General features: G+C 36.7%; 21 protein-coding genes and 1 pseudogene. 15 read left to right on the forward strand and 7 right to left on the reverse strand.

Annotated elements, in window-relative coordinates:
* Positions 1–14 precede the first annotated feature (14 nt).
* The 4 genes from EK417_RS08780 (at position 15) to EK417_RS08795 (ending at position 3,188) form a co-directional block, all read left to right on the forward strand.
* On the forward strand, positions 15–1,139 hold the full coding sequence (locus EK417_RS08780; protein ID WP_136521935.1) for a DegT/DnrJ/EryC1/StrS family aminotransferase: 1,125 nt from the start codon (positions 15–17) through the stop codon (positions 1,137–1,139).
* Positions 1,140–1,550 carry a hypothetical protein gene (locus EK417_RS08785; protein WP_136521936.1) on the forward strand — a complete coding sequence of 137 codons (411 nt, stop codon included), beginning with the start codon at positions 1,140–1,142 and terminating at the stop codon, positions 1,548–1,550.
* A gap of 18 nt (positions 1,551–1,568) precedes the next feature.
* A complete protein-coding gene (gene galE / locus EK417_RS08790; RefSeq protein ID WP_136521937.1) occupies positions 1,569–2,591 on the forward strand; it encodes a UDP-glucose 4-epimerase GalE in 1,023 nt (340 codons plus the stop codon).
* A gap of 144 nt (positions 2,592–2,735) precedes the next feature.
* Entirely contained in the window at positions 2,736–3,188 is a 453-nt protein-coding gene (locus EK417_RS08795) for an adenylyltransferase/cytidyltransferase family protein (RefSeq protein WP_076594277.1), read from the forward strand.
* 44 nt (positions 3,189–3,232) lie between these two features.
* Here the strand turns inward: EK417_RS08795 and EK417_RS08800 are convergent, their stop codons facing one another.
* The 5 genes from EK417_RS08800 to pnuC form a co-directional block, all read right to left on the reverse strand.
* A complete protein-coding gene (locus EK417_RS08800; RefSeq protein WP_136521938.1) occupies positions 3,233–5,842 on the reverse strand; it encodes a TonB-dependent receptor in 2,610 nt (869 codons plus the stop codon).
* Between the two features lie 134 nt (positions 5,843–5,976).
* The gene (gene mltG, locus EK417_RS08805) at positions 5,977–7,002 is read right to left on the reverse strand and encodes an endolytic transglycosylase MltG (RefSeq protein WP_136521939.1); all 1,026 of its coding nucleotides are present in this window, start codon (positions 7,000–7,002) and stop codon (positions 5,977–5,979) included.
* 33 nt (positions 7,003–7,035) lie between these two features.
* On the reverse strand, positions 7,036–7,803 hold the full coding sequence (gene dapF / locus EK417_RS08810) for a diaminopimelate epimerase (protein WP_076594284.1): 768 nt from the start codon (positions 7,801–7,803) through the stop codon (positions 7,036–7,038).
* Between the two features lie 88 nt (positions 7,804–7,891).
* Positions 7,892–8,548, reverse strand: a complete 657-nt coding sequence (locus tag EK417_RS08815) for a hypothetical protein (protein WP_136521940.1) — start codon at positions 8,546–8,548, stop codon at positions 7,892–7,894.
* Between the two features lie 4 nt (positions 8,549–8,552).
* A complete protein-coding gene (gene pnuC / locus EK417_RS08820) occupies positions 8,553–9,224 on the reverse strand; it encodes a nicotinamide riboside transporter PnuC (protein ID WP_076594286.1) in 672 nt (223 codons plus the stop codon).
* Between the two features lie 164 nt (positions 9,225–9,388).
* On the opposite strand from pnuC, the gene EK417_RS08825 reads away from it, so the two are divergent.
* The 4 genes from EK417_RS08825 to hemN all read left to right on the forward strand — a co-directional run bounded on the left by EK417_RS08825 (position 9,389) and on the right by hemN (position 14,336).
* Entirely contained in the window at positions 9,389–10,906 is a 1,518-nt protein-coding gene (locus tag EK417_RS08825) for an amino acid permease (protein ID WP_110367244.1), read from the forward strand.
* A gap of 45 nt (positions 10,907–10,951) precedes the next feature.
* Entirely contained in the window at positions 10,952–11,965 is a 1,014-nt protein-coding gene (locus EK417_RS08830; protein WP_136521941.1) for a WD40/YVTN/BNR-like repeat-containing protein, read from the forward strand.
* Positions 11,966–12,097: 132 nt separating this feature from the next.
* Entirely contained in the window at positions 12,098–12,739 is a 642-nt protein-coding gene (locus EK417_RS08835) for a COG3650 family protein (protein ID WP_136521942.1), read from the forward strand.
* 238 nt (positions 12,740–12,977) lie between these two features.
* Positions 12,978–14,336, forward strand: a complete 1,359-nt coding sequence (gene hemN / locus EK417_RS08840; RefSeq protein ID WP_136521943.1) for an oxygen-independent coproporphyrinogen III oxidase — start codon at positions 12,978–12,980, stop codon at positions 14,334–14,336.
* A gap of 97 nt (positions 14,337–14,433) precedes the next feature.
* Here hemN and EK417_RS08845 read toward each other — a convergent pair whose 3' ends face one another.
* On the reverse strand, positions 14,434–15,801 hold the full coding sequence (locus EK417_RS08845; RefSeq protein WP_136521944.1) for a PQQ-dependent sugar dehydrogenase: 1,368 nt from the start codon (positions 15,799–15,801) through the stop codon (positions 14,434–14,436).
* A 216-nt stretch (positions 15,802–16,017) separates the two neighbouring features.
* Here EK417_RS08845 and secD point away from each other — a divergent pair, with 216 nt between their 5' ends.
* The 3 genes and pseudogenes from secD to EK417_RS21400 all read left to right on the forward strand — a co-directional run bounded on the left by secD (position 16,018) and on the right by EK417_RS21400 (position 21,271).
* Entirely contained in the window at positions 16,018–18,927 is a 2,910-nt protein-coding gene (gene secD / locus EK417_RS08850) for a protein translocase subunit SecD (RefSeq protein WP_110367239.1), read from the forward strand.
* Between the two features lie 175 nt (positions 18,928–19,102).
* A complete protein-coding gene (locus EK417_RS08855; RefSeq protein ID WP_110367238.1) occupies positions 19,103–20,362 on the forward strand; it encodes a TCR/Tet family MFS transporter in 1,260 nt (419 codons plus the stop codon).
* 172 nt (positions 20,363–20,534) lie between these two features.
* Positions 20,535–21,271, forward strand: a pseudogene (locus EK417_RS21400) (arylamine N-acetyltransferase family protein).
* A gap of 71 nt (positions 21,272–21,342) precedes the next feature.
* On the opposite strand, the gene EK417_RS08870 reads toward EK417_RS21400, so the two are convergent.
* On the reverse strand, positions 21,343–22,290 hold the full coding sequence (locus tag EK417_RS08870; RefSeq protein ID WP_136521947.1) for a hypothetical protein: 948 nt from the start codon (positions 22,288–22,290) through the stop codon (positions 21,343–21,345).
* A gap of 303 nt (positions 22,291–22,593) precedes the next feature.
* Between EK417_RS08870 and EK417_RS08875 the strand changes: the two genes are divergently transcribed.
* From EK417_RS08875 to EK417_RS08890, 4 genes are all read left to right on the forward strand, one after another.
* Positions 22,594–22,935 carry a Sec-independent protein translocase subunit TatA/TatB gene (locus EK417_RS08875; RefSeq protein ID WP_034696279.1) on the forward strand — a complete coding sequence of 114 codons (342 nt, stop codon included), beginning with the start codon at positions 22,594–22,596 and terminating at the stop codon, positions 22,933–22,935.
* Positions 22,936–22,937: 2 nt separating this feature from the next.
* Positions 22,938–23,504 carry a phosphatase PAP2 family protein gene (locus EK417_RS08880; protein WP_076594296.1) on the forward strand — a complete coding sequence of 189 codons (567 nt, stop codon included), beginning with the start codon at positions 22,938–22,940 and terminating at the stop codon, positions 23,502–23,504.
* Positions 23,501–24,313, forward strand: a complete 813-nt coding sequence (locus EK417_RS08885) for a tetratricopeptide repeat protein (protein ID WP_136521948.1) — start codon at positions 23,501–23,503, stop codon at positions 24,311–24,313. Before EK417_RS08880 ends, EK417_RS08885 begins: the two co-directional genes overlap by 4 nt.
* 69 nt (positions 24,314–24,382) lie before the next feature.
* Positions 24,383–24,835, forward strand: coding sequence for a tRNA (cytidine(34)-2'-O)-methyltransferase (locus EK417_RS08890; RefSeq protein WP_076594298.1), 453 nt, complete (start codon positions 24,383–24,385; stop codon positions 24,833–24,835).
* Positions 24,836–24,846: the final 11 nt, after the last annotated feature.

Here is a 24,846-nt window from a genome sequence, read left to right on the forward strand (position 1 = left end):
AAATATTTTAGTATATGAAAAAAATTCAGATGGTTGATTTGCAAAGTCAGTATTACAAAATAAAGAATGATGTAGACAATGCAGTTTTGAATGTAATGGATTCTGCGGCATTTATTAACGGTCCTGAAGTAAAGTCTTTCCAGAATGAATTGGAGTCTTATCTAGACGTAAAACATGTGATTCCGTGTGCCAATGGTACAGATGCATTACAGATTGCCCTGATGGGGTTGGATCTGAAAGAAGGAGACGAAATTATCACGGCTGATTTTACTTTTGCTGCAACAGTGGAGGTAATTCATCTGCTTAAATTAAAGTCTGTACTGGTAGATGTAGATTATGATACATTCACAATTTCTACTGAACAGATTAAAAAAGCAATTACGCCCAGAACAAAAGCGATTATTCCGGTACATATTTTCGGACAGTGTGCCAATATGGAAGAAATTTTAAAAATTGCTGAAGAGCACAATTTATATGTTATTGAAGATAATGCCCAGGCAATCGGTTCAGAATATACATTTTCCGATGGAACGGTAAAACAGGCAGGAACAATGTCTACTGTGGGAACCACTTCTTTCTTCCCTTCAAAAAACCTGGGATGCTACGGAGACGGAGGGGCTATTTTTACCAATAATGATGAATTAGCTCACCGTTTAAGAGGAATTGTAAACCACGGAATGTACGAGAGATATTACCATGATGAGGTGGGGGTAAACTCACGTTTGGACAGCATTCAGGCAGCGGTTTTAAGAAAAAAACTTCCTCACCTTGATTCTTATAACGAGGCAAGAAGAAAAGCAGCAGATTTCTACGATGAAGCTTTCGAAGGAAACCAGAATATCCTGACTCCCAAAAGAGCCGAGAACTCTACTCATGTATTCCACCAGTATACATTAAGAATTCTGAATGGAAAACGTAATGAGCTTCAGAAGTTTTTATCGGAAAAAGATATTCCTGCAATGATTTACTATCCTGTGGCGTTGAGAAAACAAAAAGCATACTTCCAGGAAAGTGATGCTGCAGATTTTGTGAATACTGATAAGCTTTTGGATCAGGTAATTTCTTTACCGATGCATACAGAATTAGACGAAGAGCAGCTGAAATATATTACGGATGCAGTCCTTGAGTTTATGAAATAAATGAAAAAAAAGATATTTAAATATAGGCTGGTATACTATTTAGCGGTAATAACCAGCTTACTACTTTTTATAATATCTGCATTTTCCGTATTTGAAATATTTAATGATTTTAACCTGTTTAAAACATTGTTTATTGCTATTTCGCTTGTTATTAATTCGTTTGCATTTGTCAATCTTGTAGAAAAATATGATAAAGCTATTTTGTTCCTAAATCTTAGTTTATTTTTATCTATAATTGTTTTAGGTTACCCTTTATTATTTGGATTTTTAAATGGATATAATATTTTGGAAAATTTTACTTTTAAATTCCTAATTATACTCATATTGAATTTACTGATTGTCAATGTATTTAAAGTGAAAAAATATGCGGGAGCGAATGAAATAGAAAACATAGGAAAACATCAAGATTAACAAATTTTAAAAATAAAAATGGCAATACTTGTTACCGGCGGCCTTGGATATATTGGTTCTCACACTGTTGTAGAACTTCTTAATAACGGCTTTGAAGTGGTTATTATAGACGATTTATCCAATACGGAAAGGTTTATTTTAAAAAACATTGAGGAAATTACTGGTAAGAAACCTGTTTTTTATCCTTTCGATTTAAGAAGAAAAGAACTTCTTACTCAGGTTTTTGATGCGCACCAAATTGATGGTTGTATCAATTTTGCAGCCTCTAAAGCGGTAGGAGAAAGCCAGATCATTCCTGTAGACTATTATGAGAATAATTTGTTTTCTTTGATTAATATTCTTCAGGAATTTAAAACAAGAAAGATCTCCAATTTTATTTTCAGCTCATCGTGTACCGTTTACGGACAGGCAGATGTAATGCCGATAGATGAAAATACTCCGTTGAAAACGCCTGAAAGTGTATACGGGAAAACAAAACAAATGGGAGAACAGATTTTGATTGATTTTGCAAAAGCCTATCACAGTAAAATATCGCTATTAAGGTATTTTAATCCAATCGGGGCACATCCATCCGGAAAGCTGGGAGAATTGCCTATAGGAATTCCTAATAATTTAGTACCTTATGTGATGCAAACAGCTTCAGGAATAAGAGAAAAATTAAATATTTGGGGAGATGATTACCCTACAGAGGACGGAACTGCCGTTCGTGATTATATCTATGTTGTTGACCTTGCAAAAGCACACGTTGCAGCACTAAAGAAACTCATTGATGATCCTTCATCGGATGCTGTGATAGATATCTACAATCTGGGAACAGGAAAGGGTTCATCTGTACTGGAAGTGGTAAAAGCATTTGAAAAAACCAATAATGTAGAAGTGCCTTATCAGATATGTGCCAGAAGAGAGGGAGATATTACTATTGCGTATGCTAATCCAGATAAAGCCGGAAAAGAGCTCCACTGGAAGTCTGAAACCTCGCTTGAAGAAGCTCTAAGAACAGTTTGGGAATGGCAGAAATATCTGAAAACCAGAAATTCATAGACTTAAGTGTTGAGAAATACTGACGTCACATGAAATAATAATTTAAACGATCATAAAACAAATTACAAACATCTTCCTTGAAAATTAAGTGTTTTATCTTTTTAAGAAACATGTATTTCAGCGAAGCTTTAATTTAACATTAATATGAAGACACAGAGAATAGGTATTACATTTTCGTCATTTGACTTATTGCATGCAGGTCACATCAAAATGCTTGAAGAAGCTAAAACCGTGTGTGACTATTTAATTGTTGGACTTCAAATCGATCCGTCTCACGATCGTCCAAACAAAAATAAGCCAAGCCAGACTATTGTTGAAAGATATATTCAACTGAAAGCAGTGAATGCTGTGGATGAGATTATTCCTTATTACACAGAAGAAGACCTTTTGGATATTCTTAAATCATTTGTGATTGATGTAAGAATTATTGGAGATGATTATATGGACAGAGACTTTACAGGTAAAAAATACTGTGAGGAAAAAGGAATTGAGATCTTTTACAACAAAAGAGACCATCGGTTTTCCACCAGTGACCTGAGAAGGAGAATCTACGAAGCTGAAAAAGAAAAAGATGCCAAAGCAGAACCTGTAAAATAACAGAAATAAAAAATCCCGAAAGTACTTTCGGGATTTTTGCTGTCTTACATAGGGCCGCCTTGCTGGTCATCACCTGTTGCGTTGGAATTGATGTCCTTTTTCTTTTTAGGTTGTTCAATTTTTTCTCCCTGCTTAAATCTGTAAGTTAACGAAATAGCAAACTGTCTTGGCTGCCACTGCATATAGTTTCTTCGTGTATAATCCTCATTGAAACTAAATACTTCTCTGCTTCTTGTATTGAATATATCCTGAATATTGAAGGAAATTGTTCCGTCTCCTTTCCAGATAGTCTTGGATGCACCGAGATTCAGGGCATACATATCTTCTGTATTTTGGCTGGCTGTTTTCTGTGCCCCTCTATAGAATCCCTGTAATTGTACACTTAGCGTTTTGTCAAGCTTGAATGTTGTATTAAGACGGGCTCTGGTAGAAAAACCGTCTCCTGTGAAATTCATGCTGCGGGTTTGCTGCAGCTTATTTTTATCAATAGCATCATAATAAGCAATTCCTGTAGTTTTATATCCGAACATGTCCAGACTTCCCATGATTTTCAACCATGCAAATGGATCATAAGTAAAGTTCAGGTCCAAACCATAACGGTCATCGTTTCCTAAGTTGATTGGCTTTGTATAAAATACACCAAGGCTTTCATCAGGTCTGTAGACCAACATTTTGGTATCATCCGTTGCGTGTCTGTAGTATAGGGTAGGATTAACCGTGAATTTTTTTCTGGTAATATTATATCCTACTTCAAATGAATCTACATATGAGGGATTCAGGTCTATGTTTCCTTCAAAAATATTCTGGCTGTTGCTGTAATTCGGGAAGGGAACCATAAAGAAGGACCTTGGTCTGTCTATTCTGCGGGAATAATTAAGCAAAATCTGATTATTTTTAGATACATCATAGCTTAAGAATACACTCGGAAATAGATTATTATAATTTTTGGTCTTATCTAACGGCTTATCATTAGGATTTTGATTGATATAATTAATGCTGACATTGGACAGCTCATCTCTTAAACCGAGCTGATAAGCAAATTTTTCTCCTATTTTACTCTTAAATTGTAGATAAAAAGCATTGAAGACTTCTTTATAATCTGTATTGTTATTATAACTTGGAATAAAAGGATTGTTGGAAGTACTGCTTACAAAATTATTGTAAGTATTATCATTAACATCCAATCTATATCCTGCTTCAAGCTTGGATTTTTCTCCTATTGGCAGCTCATAATCAGCTTTACCGATTATTGTTTTAGTTAACGAATATCTTCTTGTAATATCCTGCACATCAGGACGAAGGTCGTAAGTTTCAAGAATATCCGCATTATTGTTACTTCTGTTCCTTTGCAGACTTAATGATACGGATAAATTTTGTCCGTTATCATCAAATTTATGATCTAATCCCAAATCTCCCTGGAAAGCAAGGTTATTGAAGATACTTTTAGAATCTCTTCTTCCATAGGGATTTAATAAACTCCATTTTCCTGCTGTAGTGCCCGGATCCGGTGAATCTCTGAAAAACCTGTAAAAACTGTCGTAGGTATCAAGAAGTTCATTTCCGTCTCCTTCAAATGTTCTCACCAATCCTGTGAAATTAATGGAAGTCTTATCAGATAAATCATATACAAAACCCGCACTCACATTATAATTTTTATTATACGTTTTATTCTCGGAGTTTTGCAATTGATGAACAAGAACATCATTAGGCTGCTGGAAAGCAATCACATCGGGAAATGTGAGATTGTGATAGGTTGTTTCCGAATTATTCTTCGTTTTGTTTTCTGTGTAACCACCACCGCCATTCAGGAACCATGTCCAGTTGTTTTTTCTCCAGCTCAGGTTCGTATTGAGAGAAGTTCTTGGAAAATATCCCAGTGATCCAACCACACTACCATTAAATCCTACCTTTTTATTTTTTTTTAGGATGATATTCAGAATACCGGATGTACCACTTGCTTCAAATTTAGAAGAAGGGTTGGTAATAACTTCAATTCTTTCAATCTGATCCGCCGGAATACTCTGCAGTGCATTCGCTCCGTCATCTATCCCAAGAAGGGCAGAAGGCTTTCCATTGATAAGAAACTTTACATTGGTACTTCCTCTCATAGAAACTGTTCCGTCTGTATCCACGGAAACTGAAGGAACATTAGTTAAAACATCCTGAAGATTTCCTCCTTTGCTCACAATATCCTGCGAAGGATCATATGTTTTCTTATCAAGCTCTACTTTATAAGGTTTCGCTGCAGAAGCAGTAATTACAACACCCTGAATTTCTTTTGTTTTGCCATCAGCAGTAGACGAAGGCTCTGCTTCAATAGATAAAGCTCCGATATTACCTGCTTTTGCAATATTTTTGCTGACTACACTTTTTTTGTAATCAATAGCTTCTACTGTAATATCATAATCTCCGGGCATAAGCTGAAGGGTATATTGCCCTTTTTCATCTGTCAGTACAGCATCACTTAAAGTCTTGTTGGCCTTATTGCTGAAAGTTACGGAAGCATAAGGAACCGGTTGATTTTTTTTGTTGACAATGATCCCTGAAACTCCAGCTTTCTCCTGTGCAAAAGCCAGTGCTGCCGCTGAAAGTACTAAGGTAAGTCCTAAAGTTTTTCTGGTGAAAATATTGACAATTTCTGTCTTATTCTTCATAGGTTATTTTTTTGTATAAGATCGTGAAAGAATAACCCTTAATATTTTGAGTGTCCATACTAGGCTGATCATCAAAATATTATGGTCGTTTATTGTTTTTCTAACTGTATAAATTTTTTAGGTGCTTTCTAAGCCTATTTTATATTTTTTGAGTTGAGCCAATCCTGATAGGCCTTTGCATTCACCGCATGTTCTTCAGCACTTGCAGTAAACTTATGGTATCCGAATCTTGCCGGATCAGCACACATAAATATAAAATTGTTGTTTTCAGCATTTAAAACAGCATCTATTGAATTCTTATCCACTACACAGATGGGCCCCGGAGGAATACCTGCATTGGCATAAGTATTATAAGGTGATGGTGTAGACAAATGCTTATAAAATACCCTTTTTATAGGTTCTTTAAAATTTGTCTGCTTATTGATTGCATAAATAACTGTAGGATCAGACTGAAGCTTCATTCCTTTTCTGTAACGGTTTAAATACAATCCTGCAATCGTTTTCATTTCATCTTTTTTTCCTCCGGATTCTTTATAAACAATAGAAGCCAGTGCATAAATCTGATCTCTTGTAAGACCAGACTGCTTTTCTTTACTTTTTCTTTCACTCGTCCAGAAATCATTATACTGATTTTCAAACTTTGAGAAAAACTCTCTCGGGCTTACTGTCCAGAAAAAATTATAGGTATCAATGAAAAAGTATTTTTTTAAATCTTCAACATTTTTATAGCCTTTCTCCTGTGCAACAGCATCCAGATCATTGACAAAATGTAATGAATCAATTTCCGTTTTTTTAGTCACCTTACCAATCATCTGGTACATATCTCCAAAATCACCGATTCGGTAAGAGTTGGCTGTCTGGTTACCAGCTTTGATCATATTGACAAGGTTTTTGTTGCCTGTTCCGCTCTGGATATGGTAACGCCCTGCTTTAAAATTCGTATCAAGACCTTTTTCCTTGGCTACAGCTTCAAAAGACTCTCTGTCTTTAATATAAGGAGCAATAGAATCTAGGATTTGTTTAAAGCCCGCTCTGTGAGGAATCAGAACGTAACCATCCTTTTCTACGTTATTTCCTAAATATTTATTATAAAATCTCAAACCAAAAAATCCTGCCACTACAAAAGCCAGCAGAATGACAATGAGAATTGCTTTTTTCATTCTTATTAAATGTTGATTAAAAGTTTTTTGTTTTTAAAGAAGATCTGTTTTACCTCTAAAAACTTGCTTTGCAGGACCTTCTAACCAGATATTCTGGAATGCATCCCCGCTTTTTTCAGCATATACTTTAAGGTTTCCGCCTAAAGTTTTAACTTTTACAGAGGTTAGATTATGTTTTTGCAGAAAAGTTAAAGCGGAAGCTGTAACTCCTGTTCCGCAGCTGTAAGTTTCGTCTTCAACGCCTCGTTCATAGGTTCTTACAAAAATTTCATTATCTGAAATTTTTTCTACAAAGTTCACATTGATTCCTTTTTCTTTATATTTTTCAGAATTTCTGATGCCATATCCTTCGTCATAGACGTGATACTCTTTCAGGTTGTCTACATATTTTACATAGTGTGGAGATCCGGTGTTCAGAACAAAATCATTTCCGTCATGGGAAACAGTATCTACATTGATCATTTTTAATTTAATGATTCCGTTATGGATTTCAGCTTCATGTTCACCGTCGGTAGCAATGAACTTACATTTGTCTTCAAAAATGTCAAGGAAAAAAGCAAAAGCAACAAGACATCTTCCTCCGTTTCCACACATCGTACTTTCCCCGCCATCAGAATTGTAGTATACCATCTTGAAATCATATTCAGGATCGTTTTCCAATAGAATAAGACCGTCAGCACCTATTCCGAAGCGTCTGTCACATAGCTTTTCAATACTATCTTTATCTTTAGTAAATTGGAGATCACGGTTGTCTACCATTACAAAATCATTTCCTGTTCCCTGATATTTATAAAATTCCATATTTTTTTGTTAATGAAGAAGCAAAATTACTATATTTAAAATGAAAAACGAACAGTGTTAACTGTTCGTTTCCTTATTTATAATCGTTTTATCTAAAGCCGCCTCCGCCGCTCTGCTGTCTGCTTGAACTCGTGCTTTGGCTGCCCGAGCTATTTCTGAATCCCCCGCCGGAAGATTCTGACCTGCTGCTTTCAGAATTTCTGAAACCGCTGTTATTCTGGTTATTCTGATTACTGCTGTTTTGATTTCTGAATCCACTGTTACCGTTGGAATTTCTGAAACCGTTGTTGTTTTGATTTCCCTGATTATTCTGATAACCATTGTTCTGGTTTCTGAATCCGCTGTTGCTGTTGGAGTTTCTGTTATTGTTGAATCCTCCGTTATTATTGTATGAACCGTTGCTGTTCGTTGTACGCGTATTCTGGAATCCGTTCTGAGGTCTTGAAGATGAAGTAGACCTTCTTTCTACGTAGACCTTTCTTCTGGAGTTATTGTAGCTATCATAGTAATAAGGAATACCATTATCATAGTAATAATTAACATTGCTTCTGTAATAATAGCCGTCATTACCCCAATATCCACCGCTTCCGTAATATCCTGAAGGCGCATAGTAATATCCGTTGTTATAATACGGATCTCCATACCCATAGCTTCCGTTGCTTCCGTATCCGTCGGTATAAGCTAAACAAGAGGTTAAACTGGTAATAGCAAAAATACTGAATGCTATTTTAAATAAATTTTTCATGACTTTATTGTACTTTTTTTTCTTTAAAACTTTTTTTCCAACTGACGTATCCCAAGATCGCCATTATAGTAAATACCAAATATTGAACCGAAGTGATTCCAAGCCCCTTAAAAATCATCATAGGGATACAAATAAGATCCCCGATAATCCAGAAAATCCAGCTTTCAATGCGTTGTTTAGCCATCAACCACATTCCTGCCAAAAATATGGAGGTAGTGAAAACATCCATCCAGTTTGCCCAGTCCAGATGATATAATCCCAAACTGACTCCTTCCATCGAAAATTGATTATCGATATAAGGTTTGTAATAATAAATTAGGGTAACAAGTGCCAGACTCATCACAAAAAGAATACTTGCATGTATCCATTCTTTTCGGGTAGCCCATGTAACTTCTACATGAATATGATCTTCAGAATTTCTTGCCCATAGAACCCATCCATAAATACTCATGACAGTATAATAGACGTTAATCATACAGTCTCCCAGCAGCCCGGCATTGAAAAGAAGATATACATAGATCAGCGTTGAAATAATGCCAGTAGGGTACACCCATATATTTTTCTTTATGGAAAAAAATACGCTCAGTATTCCGAAAATTGCACCTGATGCTTCCAACATAATTTGTAAAGAATCATAGCTTTCATAAGGCTTTACAAAAAGATCATATAAATTCATGCAATCAAAAATAAGCAAAAATATGGACTTTTTAAAATGGATTATATAATGTGTTGTTCAGGTTTTTAAACCTTTAATGTAAAATAAATGAGGAAAGTTTAACGATTAACGTGAGAGTTTCTAAATTTTTTATATTTTCGTAAATCCTTAATAAATAAAAAAACATGTCGAAAATTTGGGTAAAAAAGCCACTAAGTGCCTATGAGGCAGATATGAAGAAAAGTGAGCTGAAAAAAGTCCTTGGAAAATGGAGTTTAACAGCAATTGGAGTGGGTGCTATCATTGGTGGTGGAATCTTTGTTCTTACCGGAACAGGAGCCTATTATCATGCAGGACCAGCTCTTGCTATTTCCTTTATCATAGCAGGGATTGCCTGCGTTTTTGCTGCATTATGCTATGCAGAGTTTGCATCCATTATTCCTGTAGAGGGTTCAGCTTATGCCTATGCATACGGAACAGTAGGAGAAATTTTTGCATGGGCAATGGGATGGTGTCTCATCCTCGAGTATGCCATGGCGAGTATGGCCGTTTCCGTAAGTTGGTCCGGATACTTTAACAAATTTTTAAAGATTTTTAATATTCATTTGCCTGCCTATCTTACATCAGATCCGGCAAGTTATACCGGAGATGGTTTTTCTATGAACCTTCCTGCATTTATTCTTGTTCTTTTAATTACTGCATTATTGGTAAAGGGAACTAAAGAAGCTGCAGGAGCGAATAACCTGATCGTTTTAATGAAAACTTCAGCTGTTATCTTTGTAATTATTGCAGGAATATATATTATTTTCTCTAATACCGATCTTTACAACGCTGTAGACGGTGTTAAAAACTGGAAACCTTTTATTCCGGATCAGATTCAGATTAAAAATTCTGAAGGAGATATGGTTTCTGCCTACGGTATTAAAGGAATTATTTCCGGAGCAGCAGCGATTTTCTTTGCTTATATTGGTTTTGATGCTGTTTCTACGCAGGCTGGGGAAGCTATTAATCCTAAGAAAGATGTACCTTTCGCAATTATTGCTTCATTATTGGTTTGTACAGCTTTATATATTTGTGTATCTCTTGTATTAACAGGGATGATGCATTATACAGACTTTAACCCGGAAGGGAAATATCCTGATGCTATTAAAGCTCCTGTAGCATATGCTTTTGAAATTGCCGGAAAACACTGGGCCAGTAATATCGTAACAATTGCTGCTACTGTAGGGTTAATTTCCGTAGTAATGGTAATGATGATGGGACAATCCAGAATCTTTATCGGGATGGCAAAAGACGGATTGATTCCTAAATTCTTCGGTGATCTTCATCCAAAAACAAAAACACCTTATAAAGGAATTATTTTGTTAGGAATTGTAGTAGCTTTGATCGCAGCATTTACCCCTATTTCAACATTGGCAGATATGACAAGTTTCGGAACCCTGTTTGCATTTACACTGGTTTGTATTGCAGTTTGGGTGATGAGAAAGAAAGAGCCTAATTTGATCAGACCTTTCAAAGTTCCGGCTTATAAAATAGTTGTGGCATTGGGAGTATTTATCAATATTTATTTGATATTTAACTTAAGCGCTCACGCATTGGAGCTTTCGGCTGTGTGGTTATTCCTGGGTGGTTTAGTATATTTCCTTTATGGGAAATCAAACAGTAAACTGAACAATCCTGAAAAATATCAGAACCAGGATTAATAATATAAACCGCTTCGGCGGTTTTTTTTGTCACAATATTATAATATGAAAAAGATTTTTTCCATTTTATTTCTGTCCACCGGACTTACAGCGTTTTCCCAGCAGGTAGAAAGCCTTGAAACGATTCTTAATGATAAGATCAGCATCAGAGCCATTGAAGTATATGACAACAAAGTGTGGTATAGTGGTACGGATTCCAAATTTGGGTTTGTAGATCTTAAAGACTATAAAAATCAGAGGCAGATAAAACTCTCAGAAAATAAGCTTCAGTTCAGAACATTAGCACAGAACAAAACGTCTTTTTATGCTATTAATATTGAAAGTCCGGCTCATTTCTTTAAAATTGATAAAAAAGATCTGAAGTCACAGGTTGTTTTTAAAGATACAGCAAAAACAGCTTTTTATGATGCTTTACATTTCGTTAATGATAAGTTAGCCTATACTTTTAGTGATTCGGATAAAGATCTGAGGCTGAAGCTGGCGGTCTATAAAGACGGGAAATGGAGTATGTTTAAGAATAATATAATATTAAACGAGGGTGAAGCTGCTTTTGCTGCAAGTAATACCAATATTTCATCCTCTAAAAAATATTTATGGATTGCAACAGGAGGAAAAGCTTCAAGAATATTAAGAATGAATCTGAAGGATGAAAATATCGAAGTTTTCAATACTCCAATTATACAGGGAGAATCTTCACAGGGGATATATTCTATTGACTTTTACAATGATCATTTTGGAATTGCTGCAGGAGGAGATTATACAAAACAGGATGCTAATATCAACAATGTTGCTACCACTAATGATGGGGGGAGAACCTGGCAGATTCATGCTTCAGGGCAAAATGCGGGATACACCACCTGTGTGAAAATTAAGCCGGGATCAAAAGGAAAAGAGATTATTGCGGTGGGAGACAAGCATATCAGTTACTCTTCAGATTTTGGAAGGACGTGGAAGAAAATTTCCGATGAGAAAGGCTTCTTTGTGTGTCAATGGTTAGATGGTAACAATGTTGTACTTGCAGGAAATAACAGAATTGCCGTCATAAAATTGAAATTTTAATTTTCCTCTCTTGAAATTTCAGATAAAACAGGCTGTTGGGATATCTTACAGAAATAAATGTTATTTTTGTATATTGAAATTTACCGGAGAAGTTTCGGTAACACCGAGAACAAAAAAAGATTAATTAATATGATGATGAAGATAAAAAATAAACAATGGGCTATATGTCTTGGAATGTCAGCAGTAATGTTAGCTGCCTGTAAAAAAGATGAAAAAAAGCTGCCGGAAAACACAGCTCCTGTAATTTCTTCTTCTGAAGGAAAAGTTGTGGATTCTGCGAAGACGGGGACTACAGAATCCGGATATAATCCCGACACCACAGACAATGCCACTGCTGAAAAACTGAAGCTTTATCTCCAGGATTATTTGAAAAACGATCTGCCGTCCCTTGAAACTTCCGACCGCCAGTTTTCTTTTTATACTGTAGACCTCAATAATGATAAAAAAAATGAATATTTCATTTCACTTTCAGGAAGAGCATTTTGTGGAAGTGGAGGCTGTACATTTTTATTACTAAGCAGTGATATGAAGCTGATCAACAGGTTTACGGTAATGAGACCGCCGGTTTTCAGAAGTGCAGCAATTACTTCAGGATGGAATGATCTTATTTTAAAGAGTGGAAACGGAAAGTTCATACATTTGAAATGGGATGCGAAAGCTGGTAAATATCCTTCCAATCCATCAATAGTTAAAGAAACAGATATGGCACCGTCCGGTCATGACTTCATTATGTGGGATGATAATTTTTCAAAAGCGAAAATATTTACATTTTAATGGGCAATGCACCATAAAAGCATATGATTGACATATTCTTCTCATGAACAATTTTTAAATAGTTAATATAGAATTTATCATTATATTGAAGAAAGTCAGTATTCATCGTATTTAGATTCATTATAAAATAGAACCTAATATAATTCATAGACTAAAATTCATAACTAATGGTTAATTTTGTAAGGTGAAATTTTAATTATGTTAAATTTCATATCCTTATAAAATTTTAATTTTCAAAATGAACTCTTTAATAGATAAGTATAATATTCCCGGGCCGCGTTACACGTCTTATCCTACCGTTCCATATTGGGATGAATCAACATTTTCACCGGAAAAATGGAAGGAAACTGTAATCAGGTCTTTTCATGAGAGCAATGCAGAGGAGGGGATTTCTATTTATATCCATTTGCCTTTCTGTGAGGCGTTGTGTACGTTCTGTGCGTGCCATAAGCGTATTACCAAACAGCATAGTGTTGAAATTCCTTATCTGGAAAGTGTTTTAAAGGAATGGAAACTTTATCTTGATCTTTTCAACGAAAGACCTAAGCTGAAAGAATTACACCTTGGTGGAGGTACGCCTACTTTCTTCTCTCCTGAGAATTTAAGAACATTGCTGGAAGGTATTTTTTCAACAGTAGAGATTGCGGAACATCCGGAATTTTCTTTTGAAGGGCATCCAAATAATACCACGAAGGAACATCTTCAAACGCTATATGATCTTGGTTTTAGAAGAGTGAGCTTTGGAGTTCAGGATTATGATCCTAAAGTTCAGAAAGCGATCAACAGAATCCAGCCTTTTGAAAATGTGAAAAACGTTACAGAATGGGCGAAGGAAATAGGATACAGGGGAATCAGCCATGATCTTGTTTTCGGATTGCCGCACCAGAATTGGGATGCAATGGAACATACCATCCGGAAAACAATGGAGCTGAAACCGGACAGACTTGCATTTTATTCTTATGCACACGTTCCATGGGTAAAAGGTGTTGGGCAGAGAGGTTTTGATGAAAATGACCTTCCAAGTGGAGAAGAAAAGCGCCGTTTGTATGAAGATGGTAAAAGACTGCTTCAGGATTTAGGATATATTGAGGTTGGGATGGATCACTTCTCTCTAGAGCATGATGATCTGTACCAGTCTTTGATTCATAAAAAACTTCACAGAAATTTCATGGGCTATACTTCAAGCAAAACCCAGTTGATGGTTGGTCTTGGAATGTCTGCTATTTCAGATTCCTGGTATGCGTTTGCCCAAAATGTGAAAACGGTTGAAGAATACCAGAAGATGGTTGAAGGAGGTGAAATTCCTGTTGTAAAAGGGCACGTACTGAGTGAAGAAGATCTTATTGTAAGAAGACATATTCTGAATTTAATGTGCCAGCTTGAAACAACATTTGACGTCAATAATTCTTTCCCTGAACTTGAAAATGCACTGGAAATGCTGCAAGAAATGGAAAATGACGGTTTGGTTGAGATCAACGGAACCGAAATTAAAATTACTGAAGCAGGTAGAGCTTTCACAAGAAATGTAGCAATGGTTTTTGACCTGAGAATGATGAGAAACAAACCGGAAACGAGAATTTTCTCTATGACAATATAAGCAAAAGCGGTTCAGATCTGAACCGCTTTTGATTTGGTTTCGGGTTAGTTTTTATCCTTTTATAGACATAGTGTTTCGTTTGCGCCTACAAAGACTATTATTTAATAATTAATTTCTGGCTATAAGATTTTAATTCCCCTGATTTTAGATTGATAAAATATACTCCGGCAGGTATTCCTGAAATATTGATGCCTTTACTGCTAGTGATCTGATCTGTTTCCAATACTTTTCTCCCTTCTGCACTGATGATTTCCAACGTTGCTTTTTTATCCTTCACGCCATCAATGAAAATTTCTTTTGAAGCAGGGTTGGGGTAAACTTTGATACTTCCTAAAGTGTTTTCCTGAGTGCCTAAAGTGCCTGTTGAAATTTTAAATATTTTTCCGCTGTTGACGGCTGCCACATACAATCCTTTTTGATAGTCCTCTCCAAAAGTAGAAAAGTTGTTTCCGGAATAAGGAGAAGTCCATGTTATGGCATTATTGGTGTCCAGAACTCCGATTTGGGTAGAACAGTAATCCGCGAAGAAATATTTCCCCTGCAATGCAGGATATTGAGTTCCTCTGTATACATAACCGCCCGTGATGGAACATTTTCCTCCCGAATGATCATATACCGCAATAGGAAAAGTCATTGTAGCCTGTGCTGCACATCCTGTGGTATTGTAGGTGTTATTTCCTTCATAGCAGCGCCAGCCATAATTTAATCCGGCAGTAGTAATGGGCATTTTGTTGATTTCCTCTATTGCTCCCTGTCCCACATCTGCAATCATAGCATTTCCTGTTGTAAGATCAAAGGAAAATTTCCATCCGTTTCTAAGACCATAAGCCCAAATTTCGTCTGAGCCATCCACACCTGCTCCTGCAAAAGGGTTATCAGGCGGAATATTGTAAGGACCGGTAGCATCTACATCTATTCTCAGCATTTTTCCCAGTAGTGAATTTTTGTTTTGAGCGTTATTATTCGGGTCACCGCCACTTCCTCCGTCTCCGGTGATGATCCAGAGTTTTCCGTCAGGAGCAAAATGAATGCTTCCTCCATTATGATTGTCGAAAGGCTTGGGAATATTCAACAGTATTTTTTCAGACGCAGGATCGGCTACATTTGGATCTGTTGAACTGACGCTGTACCTGGCAACAATAATATTGCCTGAAAGATTGTTATAATACACAAAAAAATACCCGTTCGCAGAGTATTGAGGATGAAATGCAAGACCAAGAAGGCCTCTTTCACCGCCGAAAGTAATTTTTGATCCGATATTCAGAAAGTTGGTGGTGTTAATAGTCCCGTTGGGTTGAATAATTTTAATGATACCGTTCTGCTGTACAACAAAAAGGCGGCTGTCGTTGGCGTTCGTAATCTCTACAGGGCTGGTAAGTCCTGTCACAAATTCTTCCAAATTAATGCTTTGAGAATTAAGAATTAAGGAAGAAAAAATGCTGATGCAAAAAAATAGTTTTTTCATAATGTTTTGAAATTTAGTGTGTTGAGGAAGTAAATGAAAATTTTATACCAATCGATTTTGAAGACTTCATGATGATAGTATGAAAAAATTGTTAAATCTTAAATAGAAATCACGATGCCAATATATCTGGAAATAAACCATTTCTGTTGTTAAAAATTCATAAAATACAAGAAAATCATTATATTTGCCGACTTAATTTAACGTAGTTATAACAAAATGCAAGGAAAAGGACTTATTACAATTGTCGCTATTGTACTAGGGTTGATTTGCTTAAACGAGCTATTACCAACATGGTACGCCAGCAAAATTGAAAAGCAGGCAACTGCTATTGCAGGAGACAATCCGGAGAAGTATCAAAAAGAAATCGCAAGACTTTCTAAGGATACTTTGAACTTAGGATTCACAAAACTTTATTACACTAAAGCCAAAGACAAGGAAATGAAACTTGGTCTTGACCTGAAAGGGGGGATCAACGTTCTTTTGGAGATCAACCAAAGAGATCTTGTGAATGATTTAACCAATTATTCTACCAATCCTGTCCTTATTGAGGCTTTAAACAAAACGGATGAAGCACAGAAGAATTCTACTAAACCTTACATCGACAACTTCTTCGAGCAGTTCGATGTAATTAACAAAGCTAAAGGTGCAAACCTTAAGTTGGCAGATCCGGAAATTTTCGGAAATACAACCCTTACTGAGGTAAAGTACAATACGCCTGATGATCAGGTAAAAAGCATTGTTAAAAGAAAAATCGATGCATCTGTAGGAACCGCTTTCGAGGTAATCAGAACGAGAATTGACAAGCTTGGAGCGATCCAGCCAAACGTTCAGAGAGTACCTGGTACTGCGAGAATTTCTGTAGAAATGCCTGGTATGAAGGACATCGATAAAGTGAAGAAAATGCTTCAGACTTCTGCAAAACTTCAGTTCTGGGAAGTACAGCAGGTTCCTGAAATTGCCCCTTATTTCCAGACTTTAACAACTATGGTTGCTACAAAAGGAGATTCTATGGGAGTTGCAAAGAATGTGAACTTCATGAGCCTTTTACAGCTTGACAAATTAAGAACAAATGGTGTTGCTAACGTAAAATTATCTGATACTGCTGTTGTAAACAAAATTTTAAACAGCAAAGTAGGGCAGTCTTTACGTCCGGCTAACATTAAATATACACAGTTCATGTGGGGTTACAAACCTGAATCTACAGATGCTGAAAGCTTAGTATTGTACGCGATCAGAGGTAACATCAACCAAAAAGCTCCGGTAGACGGTGCTGTGGAAACTGCAAACATCAGCTACGATGAACTTAGCAGAGTCGTGGTAGACATGCAGATGGACTCCAAAGGAGCTAAAGAATGGAAAACACTTACTGAGAAAAACGTTGGAAAACCGGTTGCAGTAACTCTTGATAACAGAGTGTACACAGCTCCTAACGTTGTAGGTGCTATCCCTAACGGTAGAACGCAGATCTCTGGTAACTTCTCTCAGGAGGAAGCTAAAGAACTGGTAGACGTATTAGGTGCTGGTAAATTGCCTGCAGGTGCAAAAGTAGTTCAGGCTACAGTTGTAGGTCCGTCTTTAGGACAGGAGGCTATTGATTCTGGTTTAATGTCGTTTATCATTGCATTTGCGATTATCATCGTTTATATCATTTTCTACTACGGTGGAGCTGGTGTATATGCGGTAATTGCGATGGTGATCAACTTATTCTATATTTTCGGTATCATGGATTCGGGTGACTTTACCCTTACACTTCCAGGTATCGCGGGTATTGTTCTTACGATGGCAGTAGCGGTCGATACGAACGTTATCATTTATGAAAGAACCAAAGAAGAATTATTCGCTGGGAAAAGTATTCTTGAAGCTTACAAAGATGGTTTCAAACATGCATTGAATGCGATTATTGACGGTCACACTACTACTTTCCTAACGGCAGTTGTATTGTTCTTCTTCGGAACAGGACCTATCAAAGGTTTTGCACTGACTTTGATGATCGGTATTTTAATGACATTATTTACGTCTGTACTGCTTTCAAGAGTAATGATCTTCTCAAGATTAAATAAAGGAAAAGGACTTTCTGTCTGGACTCCGGCTACGAAGAACCTGTTCAGAAATACCTGGATCGATTTCATCGGAAAGAGAAAATATGCGTACATCGTTTCTGCTGTTCTTACAGTTATCTGTATTATTTCTATCGCAACACAAGGTTTCAAATACGGTATCGACTTTACCGGTGGTAGAAACTATGTGGTAAGATTTGATAAAGATGTAAAAGCTGAAGATGTTGAAGAAAAATTAGTAGCATTATTCAAAACTGAAGATGGTAAAAACTCTTCTGTAGAAGCTAAAACTTTCGGAAACAACAAACAATTAAAGATCTCTACAGATTACCTTATCGAAGATGAATCTTTGAAAGCTGACCAGATTATCGAGCAGAAATTATTTGAAGGCTTAAAATCAAACTTACCGGCAGGAACTACATTGAAAGATTTCAAATCTGCTGATAAAGACCACGCAGGAATTGTTTCTTCTGAGAAAGTAGGACCTTCTGTTGCTGATGATATCCAGACTCACGGTATCTATGCGGTATTGGCAGCATTAGCAATGATCTTTATCTATATCCTGGTAAGATTTAGAAAATGGCAGTTCTCTCTTGGAGCAGTTGCCGCTCTATTCCACGATGCAGTAATTATTTTGGGAGCCTATTCATTGCTTCACAAATACATGCCGTTCAACATGGAGATCAATCAGGATTTCATCGCTGCGATTCTTACTGTATTAGGTTACTCAATTAACGATACCGTAATTATCTTCGACAGAATCAGAGAATACCTGAGAGAGAAAAAATCTTTAACATTGGCAGGTCTGTTTGATGACTCTATTTCAAGTACATTGGGTAGAACATTCAACACCTCATTCACTACGATTCTTGTGATCCTTGCGATCTTCATTTTCGGAGGTGATAACTTAAGAGGATTCATGTTTGCGATGTTAATCGGTATTGGATTCGGTACTTACTCATCCATCTTTGTTGCGTCTGCAATTGCTTATGATTTCCTTAAAACAGGAAAAGAAGAAGAGGTACATGGAAAATCCACTTCTGCAAAAGAAGAGCTTGCTTCAAAGTAATACAAACTACAATAAATTAGTAAAGGCCGTTTCGAAAGAGACGGCCTTTTTTATCGGATGGTAAATAAAATGAGGACAGCTTTACTTTCTTTTTGATTTACATTCTTTACTCTTCATATTAACTCTTCATAATTTAGAATCATTATTTTTCAGATTTGATTAATTTTGCACCATCATGGAAAATTCAAAGAAAAAAGCGGCTATAGGCTTCATATTTATTACTTTACTGATCGATATTACAGGCTGGGGTATCATCATTCCTGTAGTTCCTAAATTAATTGAGGAACTTATTCATGCAGATATCAGTGAAGCTGCAAAGTATGGCGGCTGGCTTGGATTTGCCTATGCATTTACCCAATTTATATTCTCTCCGTTAGTAGGAAACCTTAGTGACAAGTATGGGAGAAGACCCATTATTCTGATTTCCCTTTTCGGATTTGCAGTAGATTATATTTTCCTTGCACTGGCTCCCACAATCTGGTGGTTGTTTTTGGGAAGGATTATTGCTGGGATTACAGGAGCAAGTGTCACCACGGCCAGTGCCTACATTGCCGATATTTCTACAGATGAAGACCGGGCTAAGAATTTTGGACTGATAGGGGCTGCCTTTGGTCTGGGATTTATCATTGGACCGGTTCTGGGCGGAGTTCTTGGACATTATGGTGCAAGAGTTCCTTTCTATGCTGCAGCAGGCTTGTGTTTGCTTAATTTCCTGTACGGATATTTCATCCTTCCTGAAAGCCTGGATAAAGATAAAAGAAGAGAATTCGACTGGAAACGTGCCAATCCTATAGGTTCATTTAAGTTTTTAGGTAAGCATCCTGAAATTTCAGGCTTGATTGCTTCGTTGATATTAATCTATATTGCAGGGCATGCCGTGCAGAGTAACTGGAGCTTTTTTACAATGTATAAGTTCAGCTGGACAGAAAGAATGGTGGGAATTTCATTGGGAGTAGTAGGTTTGTTGGTGGGTCTTGTACAGGGCGGACTCATCAGATATACAACCCCCAGATTGGGAGAGCAGAAAAGTATTTATTATGGATTGGCTTTCTATGCTGTGGGAATGCTGTTGTTTGCTTTTGCTTCAGAAGGCTGGATGATGTTTGTATTTTTGGTACCCTACTGTCTGGGAGGAATCTGCGGACCCGCTTTGCAATCGGTTATCACGAAAAGTGTTCCTTCCAATGAACAGGGGGAACTTCAGGGAGCATTAACGAGTTTAATGAGTGCTACATCCATTATCGGGCCGCCAATGATGACTAATTTGTTTTACTATTTCACGCATGATGAAGCGCCGTTCAAATTTTCCGGTGCGCCTTTCTTTTTAGCATTTATTTTAATGGCAGTCAGTGTCGTGATTACTTATGCTGCTTTTCAGAAAAGAAATAAAAATTCAGTTGATGTAACCTCTGAAAAGGATTTTCACAAGTCATAGATTTGTTCTATTGATGTACTACAGGTGATTTCTAAGTTACATTTTTCCATAATTTTACACGAGTGAAATCGTTTTACTCATTTTTGAAACAGGTAAAAATCAATTTATGAATACATCGGATCTGGAAAATTATTTGGAACGGATTCATTTCTCCGGAACTCCGGAATTGAGCATGGAGACATTGAGAAAGATACATCAGCTCCAACCCAAATTTATTCCGTTTGAGAACATTGATTCTTATACGGGAATTGTTCCTTCTTTGAATGTAGATGATATTTTCAGAAAACTGGTTATTGAATCCAGAGGTGGATATTGCTATGAACAAAACCTGCTTTTAAGTGAAGTTTTAAAAACATTGGGATTCCATGTAAAGCTCCAGCTGGGAAGAGTAGTGTGGGGAAGACAGGAAGACAGTATTGCCGCACAAACCCATCTCTTGCTTATTGTTGATTTTGAAGGAGAACATTATGTGTGGATTGCGGATTTGGAACAGCTACACTTACTTCGCCCATACTTTTAAACAAAGAAGATCAGCAGCAAACACCCAACGGAATATTTAAAATTTCTCATAAAAAAGAAACGTATACACTTTGGATGTGGAAAGAGCAGTGGCTTCCGGTGTACAGGTTTATTCCCGAACATGTAGAACCCATTGATCTCGATATTTCCAACTGGTATCTGTCTACCCATCCGGACTCTCATTTTAAGAACAGGCTGATTCTTTCAAAAGTAGATGAAAATGCCCGCTATACCTATACGGATCATGTATTGAATATACGATCCGCTGATGGTGAAAAAGAAGCTGTAACGATAGAAAATGATATACAGCTCTACGAAATATTAATGAATACATTCGGACTTAAAGAAAATGCAATAGAAACATTGAAGTCAAAAATCAGAATCTGGTAGAACTTATCAATACAATAAACGGGAAGCTCAGCGAGCTTCCCGTTTTGATTAAAATCTGATTTTTATGAAAATTATGGATAAAGGGATTTTGTCCCGTTACTTACAATATTACTGCCTAATCCGGAGAATGATACAGAGAAATTAGTAGAATTAAAGTTCAAAGAACCTGTAGGAGTACAAAGTCCAAGTGCATAACGGCATTGCCCGTAAGCGCCTGTTTTTTTGGTAATCTTACTTTCGCTTTTTGCTTTTCCTAAACTGATATATCCCCAGTCACTTACATCTGCATTGGACACCGTAGACCCTGAATAATAAATGGTAATCTGATATCCTGCTTCACCTCGCTTAGATCCCCAAAGCCAGTTAGCTGTCCACCATTGTTTATACCATGTAGAAACCACTTTTGAAGCCTGATTGTTAGACGCTTCTGAATTTCCACGGGTATCCATCATCACAAGACCTCCGAAGATATTGTCCCAGATGATTCCTGAATCACCATAAAAACATAGTGTGGTAAATTTCCCGCTTTTGCCGTTCCATGTTACTTCCATAACCTGGGTACCTGGTTTTACTTCTTCGGTGATGGCTTCTTTTAATCCTTGTTGGGCGATTGTTAAATCCTCACCATGATACAAATCTCCAATTTTTCCGATTTTTACAGAGGATGGATCCATAATATTTCCGGAAGCAATGAACTGATCTTTATCCGTAATCAGTTTTTTAGACAGTTCTACCCCTTGTTGGGTTGAAATTTTCCCCAATACAGCCACTCCCACAATCTGTAAATCATTTTTTAAATAAGTTTCAAGATTTTTGGTGGATTCATTCAGTTGAAGCTGTACTGCTTCAGGAACAAGTTGAGAAGAAGAAGGAGTAATCTCTTTTTTCAGCTCATCTATGGCTGTCTTAGCCTGAACCGTTTCCTGCTGATTCATTTCATTGTTTTCATTCTGGCAGCTTTGAAGTGCCATTACCAAAAGCACGGCGAAAACTTTAAAAGTAGTCACTAGTTTTTTCATAATTAATATTTGTTTGGTTGTGTATCATAAATATACATAATTGTTGTGTAATTCTCATTATTTTGAATTAAATATTTATTAACTAATAGGTATTAGGTAAAAGGTAGCAGGAATTAGGGCTGAGTTTGAGAGTTTAAGGTTCAAAGTTTAAGGTTATGAGTAACCCGAAACTTGCAACACCCCAAAAACCAGCAACAAATTAAACTCGTACCCGAAACCCCCAGAACTTTATAAAATCTTAAAATTTGTTTAAATTTTTAGTTTACAGTCCATAAATGCAATAATCTTTTGTAATTTTACAACATGGAATTAAGCATTGGAGAAATGGCACTTATTGCCATTGCAATCGTTGTATTATTCGGTCCGGATAAACTGCCTCAGATTGCGCGTGACTTAGGTGCAGGCGTTAGAAAGATGCGTGGGGCAGTGGAAGACATTAAAACCGAAATCATGAAAGAAACAGATAATCCTGTTTCTGAAATCAAGCGTGAGATTGAGAAGGTAAAAGATGCTGCAAAGGATTTCAACCCGATGAATGATATCCAGAAAGATATTCTGACGGAACCTTCTTCAGTGGCTTCCAATGAACCTCCAAAACCGAAACCTGCAGATGATGAGACTTATGAAGGACCTGTAAGCAGATAATCATGGAGGAAATCATTCAGGAAGATAAGAAGGTATTTCTTTACCTTAATAATTTGGGGGATTCATCTTTCGATCAGTTCTGGATGCTGATTTCCAGTACCTGGATCTGGGTGCCTCTTTATATTATATTTCTTTATTTTTTATACAAAAACCACAAACTAAGATCATTAGTTTTTATCCTTATATTTCTGGCTATTGGAGCAACGGTTTCTGATCAGTTAGCCAGTGTCTTCAAATATGGTGTGGCGAGGTTAAGACCTTGTCATGATCCTACTCTGGAACATCATATGAGAATTGTGAAATGCGGTGGACAGTTTGGGTTTTATTCTGCTCATGCTTCCAATACATTCTTTTTGGCATCCTTTTTAAGTATTTTGTTAAAAAATAAGCTTAAGTGGTTTCCATATGCTATATTTGTATGGGCTATAGTGGTTTCCTACAGCCGCATATATTTAGGAGTGCATTTCCCGATAGATATTTTGGTGGGGGCGTTTGTTGGATCTTTATTGGGAGTGATATTTGGTGCACTCGCCAAAAAAGTCATCAACAAACAAACTATAAATTCATGAAAAAAACTTTACTGGTAGTAACTTCCCTCTGTTTCTCAATTAACTTCTATGCCCAGGATAAAAAACTGGCTGAAGAATGCTTCCAAAAAGCTGATTATAAATGTGCAGAAGAGCAATATTTAAAACTGGCAGAAAAAGAACAGATCCAAAAATTTCAATCAGAATATTACGATTATCTGGGTACAGCTCAGAGAAGGCTTGGAAAGACCACTCAGGCTTTTAAATCCTATGAATCTGCTTTGAAAGCCAATCCCTTGTCTGTTTCCGTTTATGCCAATCTTTCATCACTTTACAGTCAGAAAGGAAATAAGGTAAAAGCGCTGGAATATATAGAAAAAGGACTTCAGTTGAATGCTGAAACTCCGGATCTGTATCTTACCCGTTCCAAAATTTACGACAGTCAGGGAAAAAAAGATCTTGCCATCAAAGATCTTAATCAGATTCTGACTTTTGCTCCTGATAATCTTTTTGCGAAGACAGGGCTGGCCAATCTGAAAAAAAATAATGGTGACCTGGACGGAGCTTTAAAAGATTATAATCAACTTCTTTCCGAAAAACCGGAATCATTGCTTTATAATGGTCGTGCAGATGTTTATTTTAAAATGAAAAAATACAAGGAAGCGCTTACGGATGCCAATAAAGCAATTTCCATAGACCCGAAATTTGCACAATCTTATGTGAGCAAAGCAATGATCCTGTTCGATACTTCCAAAATTAAGGAAGCCTGCGAAAATCTTGATAAGGCTGTAGCTTTAGGCTATGAAAAAGCAGTGCTGACAGATGTTTATGCTAGATGTGTAAAGAAATAAATTACAAAATTCCAATCCAGATCATATAAATAAATCCATACTAAAAAACGAATAAAGAGATAGAGAGAGATGTTGAATATTGTTCTTGTAGAGCCTGAAATACCCAATAATACCGGAAATATCGGAAGATTATGTGTAGGAACCGAAAGCAGATTACACCTGATTCATCCCTTTGGATTTGTAATTAATGATAAAAACCTGAAGCGTTCCGGATTGGATTACTGGGTACATCTTGATGTTTCTGAATATGCAGATGTGGAAGAATGGGCTAAAAATATTCCTGATCGGTCCCGTGTGTTTTTAATGAGTTCACATGCTGAAAAATCATATCTTGAAACTGAGTTTCAGGACGGAGATTGGTTAGTTTTCGGAAAGGAGAGTGTGGGATTGAGTAAAGAGGTTTTAGACCGTTTTGAAAATCATTTAACCATTCCTATGTCGAAACTTATCAGGAGCTTTAATATTGCCAATTCCGTTGCTTTTGTAGTGGGTGAAGCAAAGAGGCAGATCAGCCTGAAATAAAAAAGAGTTTG

Origin of the sequence: Chryseobacterium candidae, from assembly GCF_004916905.1 — a bacterium.
Classification (GTDB): Bacteria; Bacteroidota; Bacteroidia; order Flavobacteriales; family Weeksellaceae; genus Chryseobacterium; species Chryseobacterium candidae.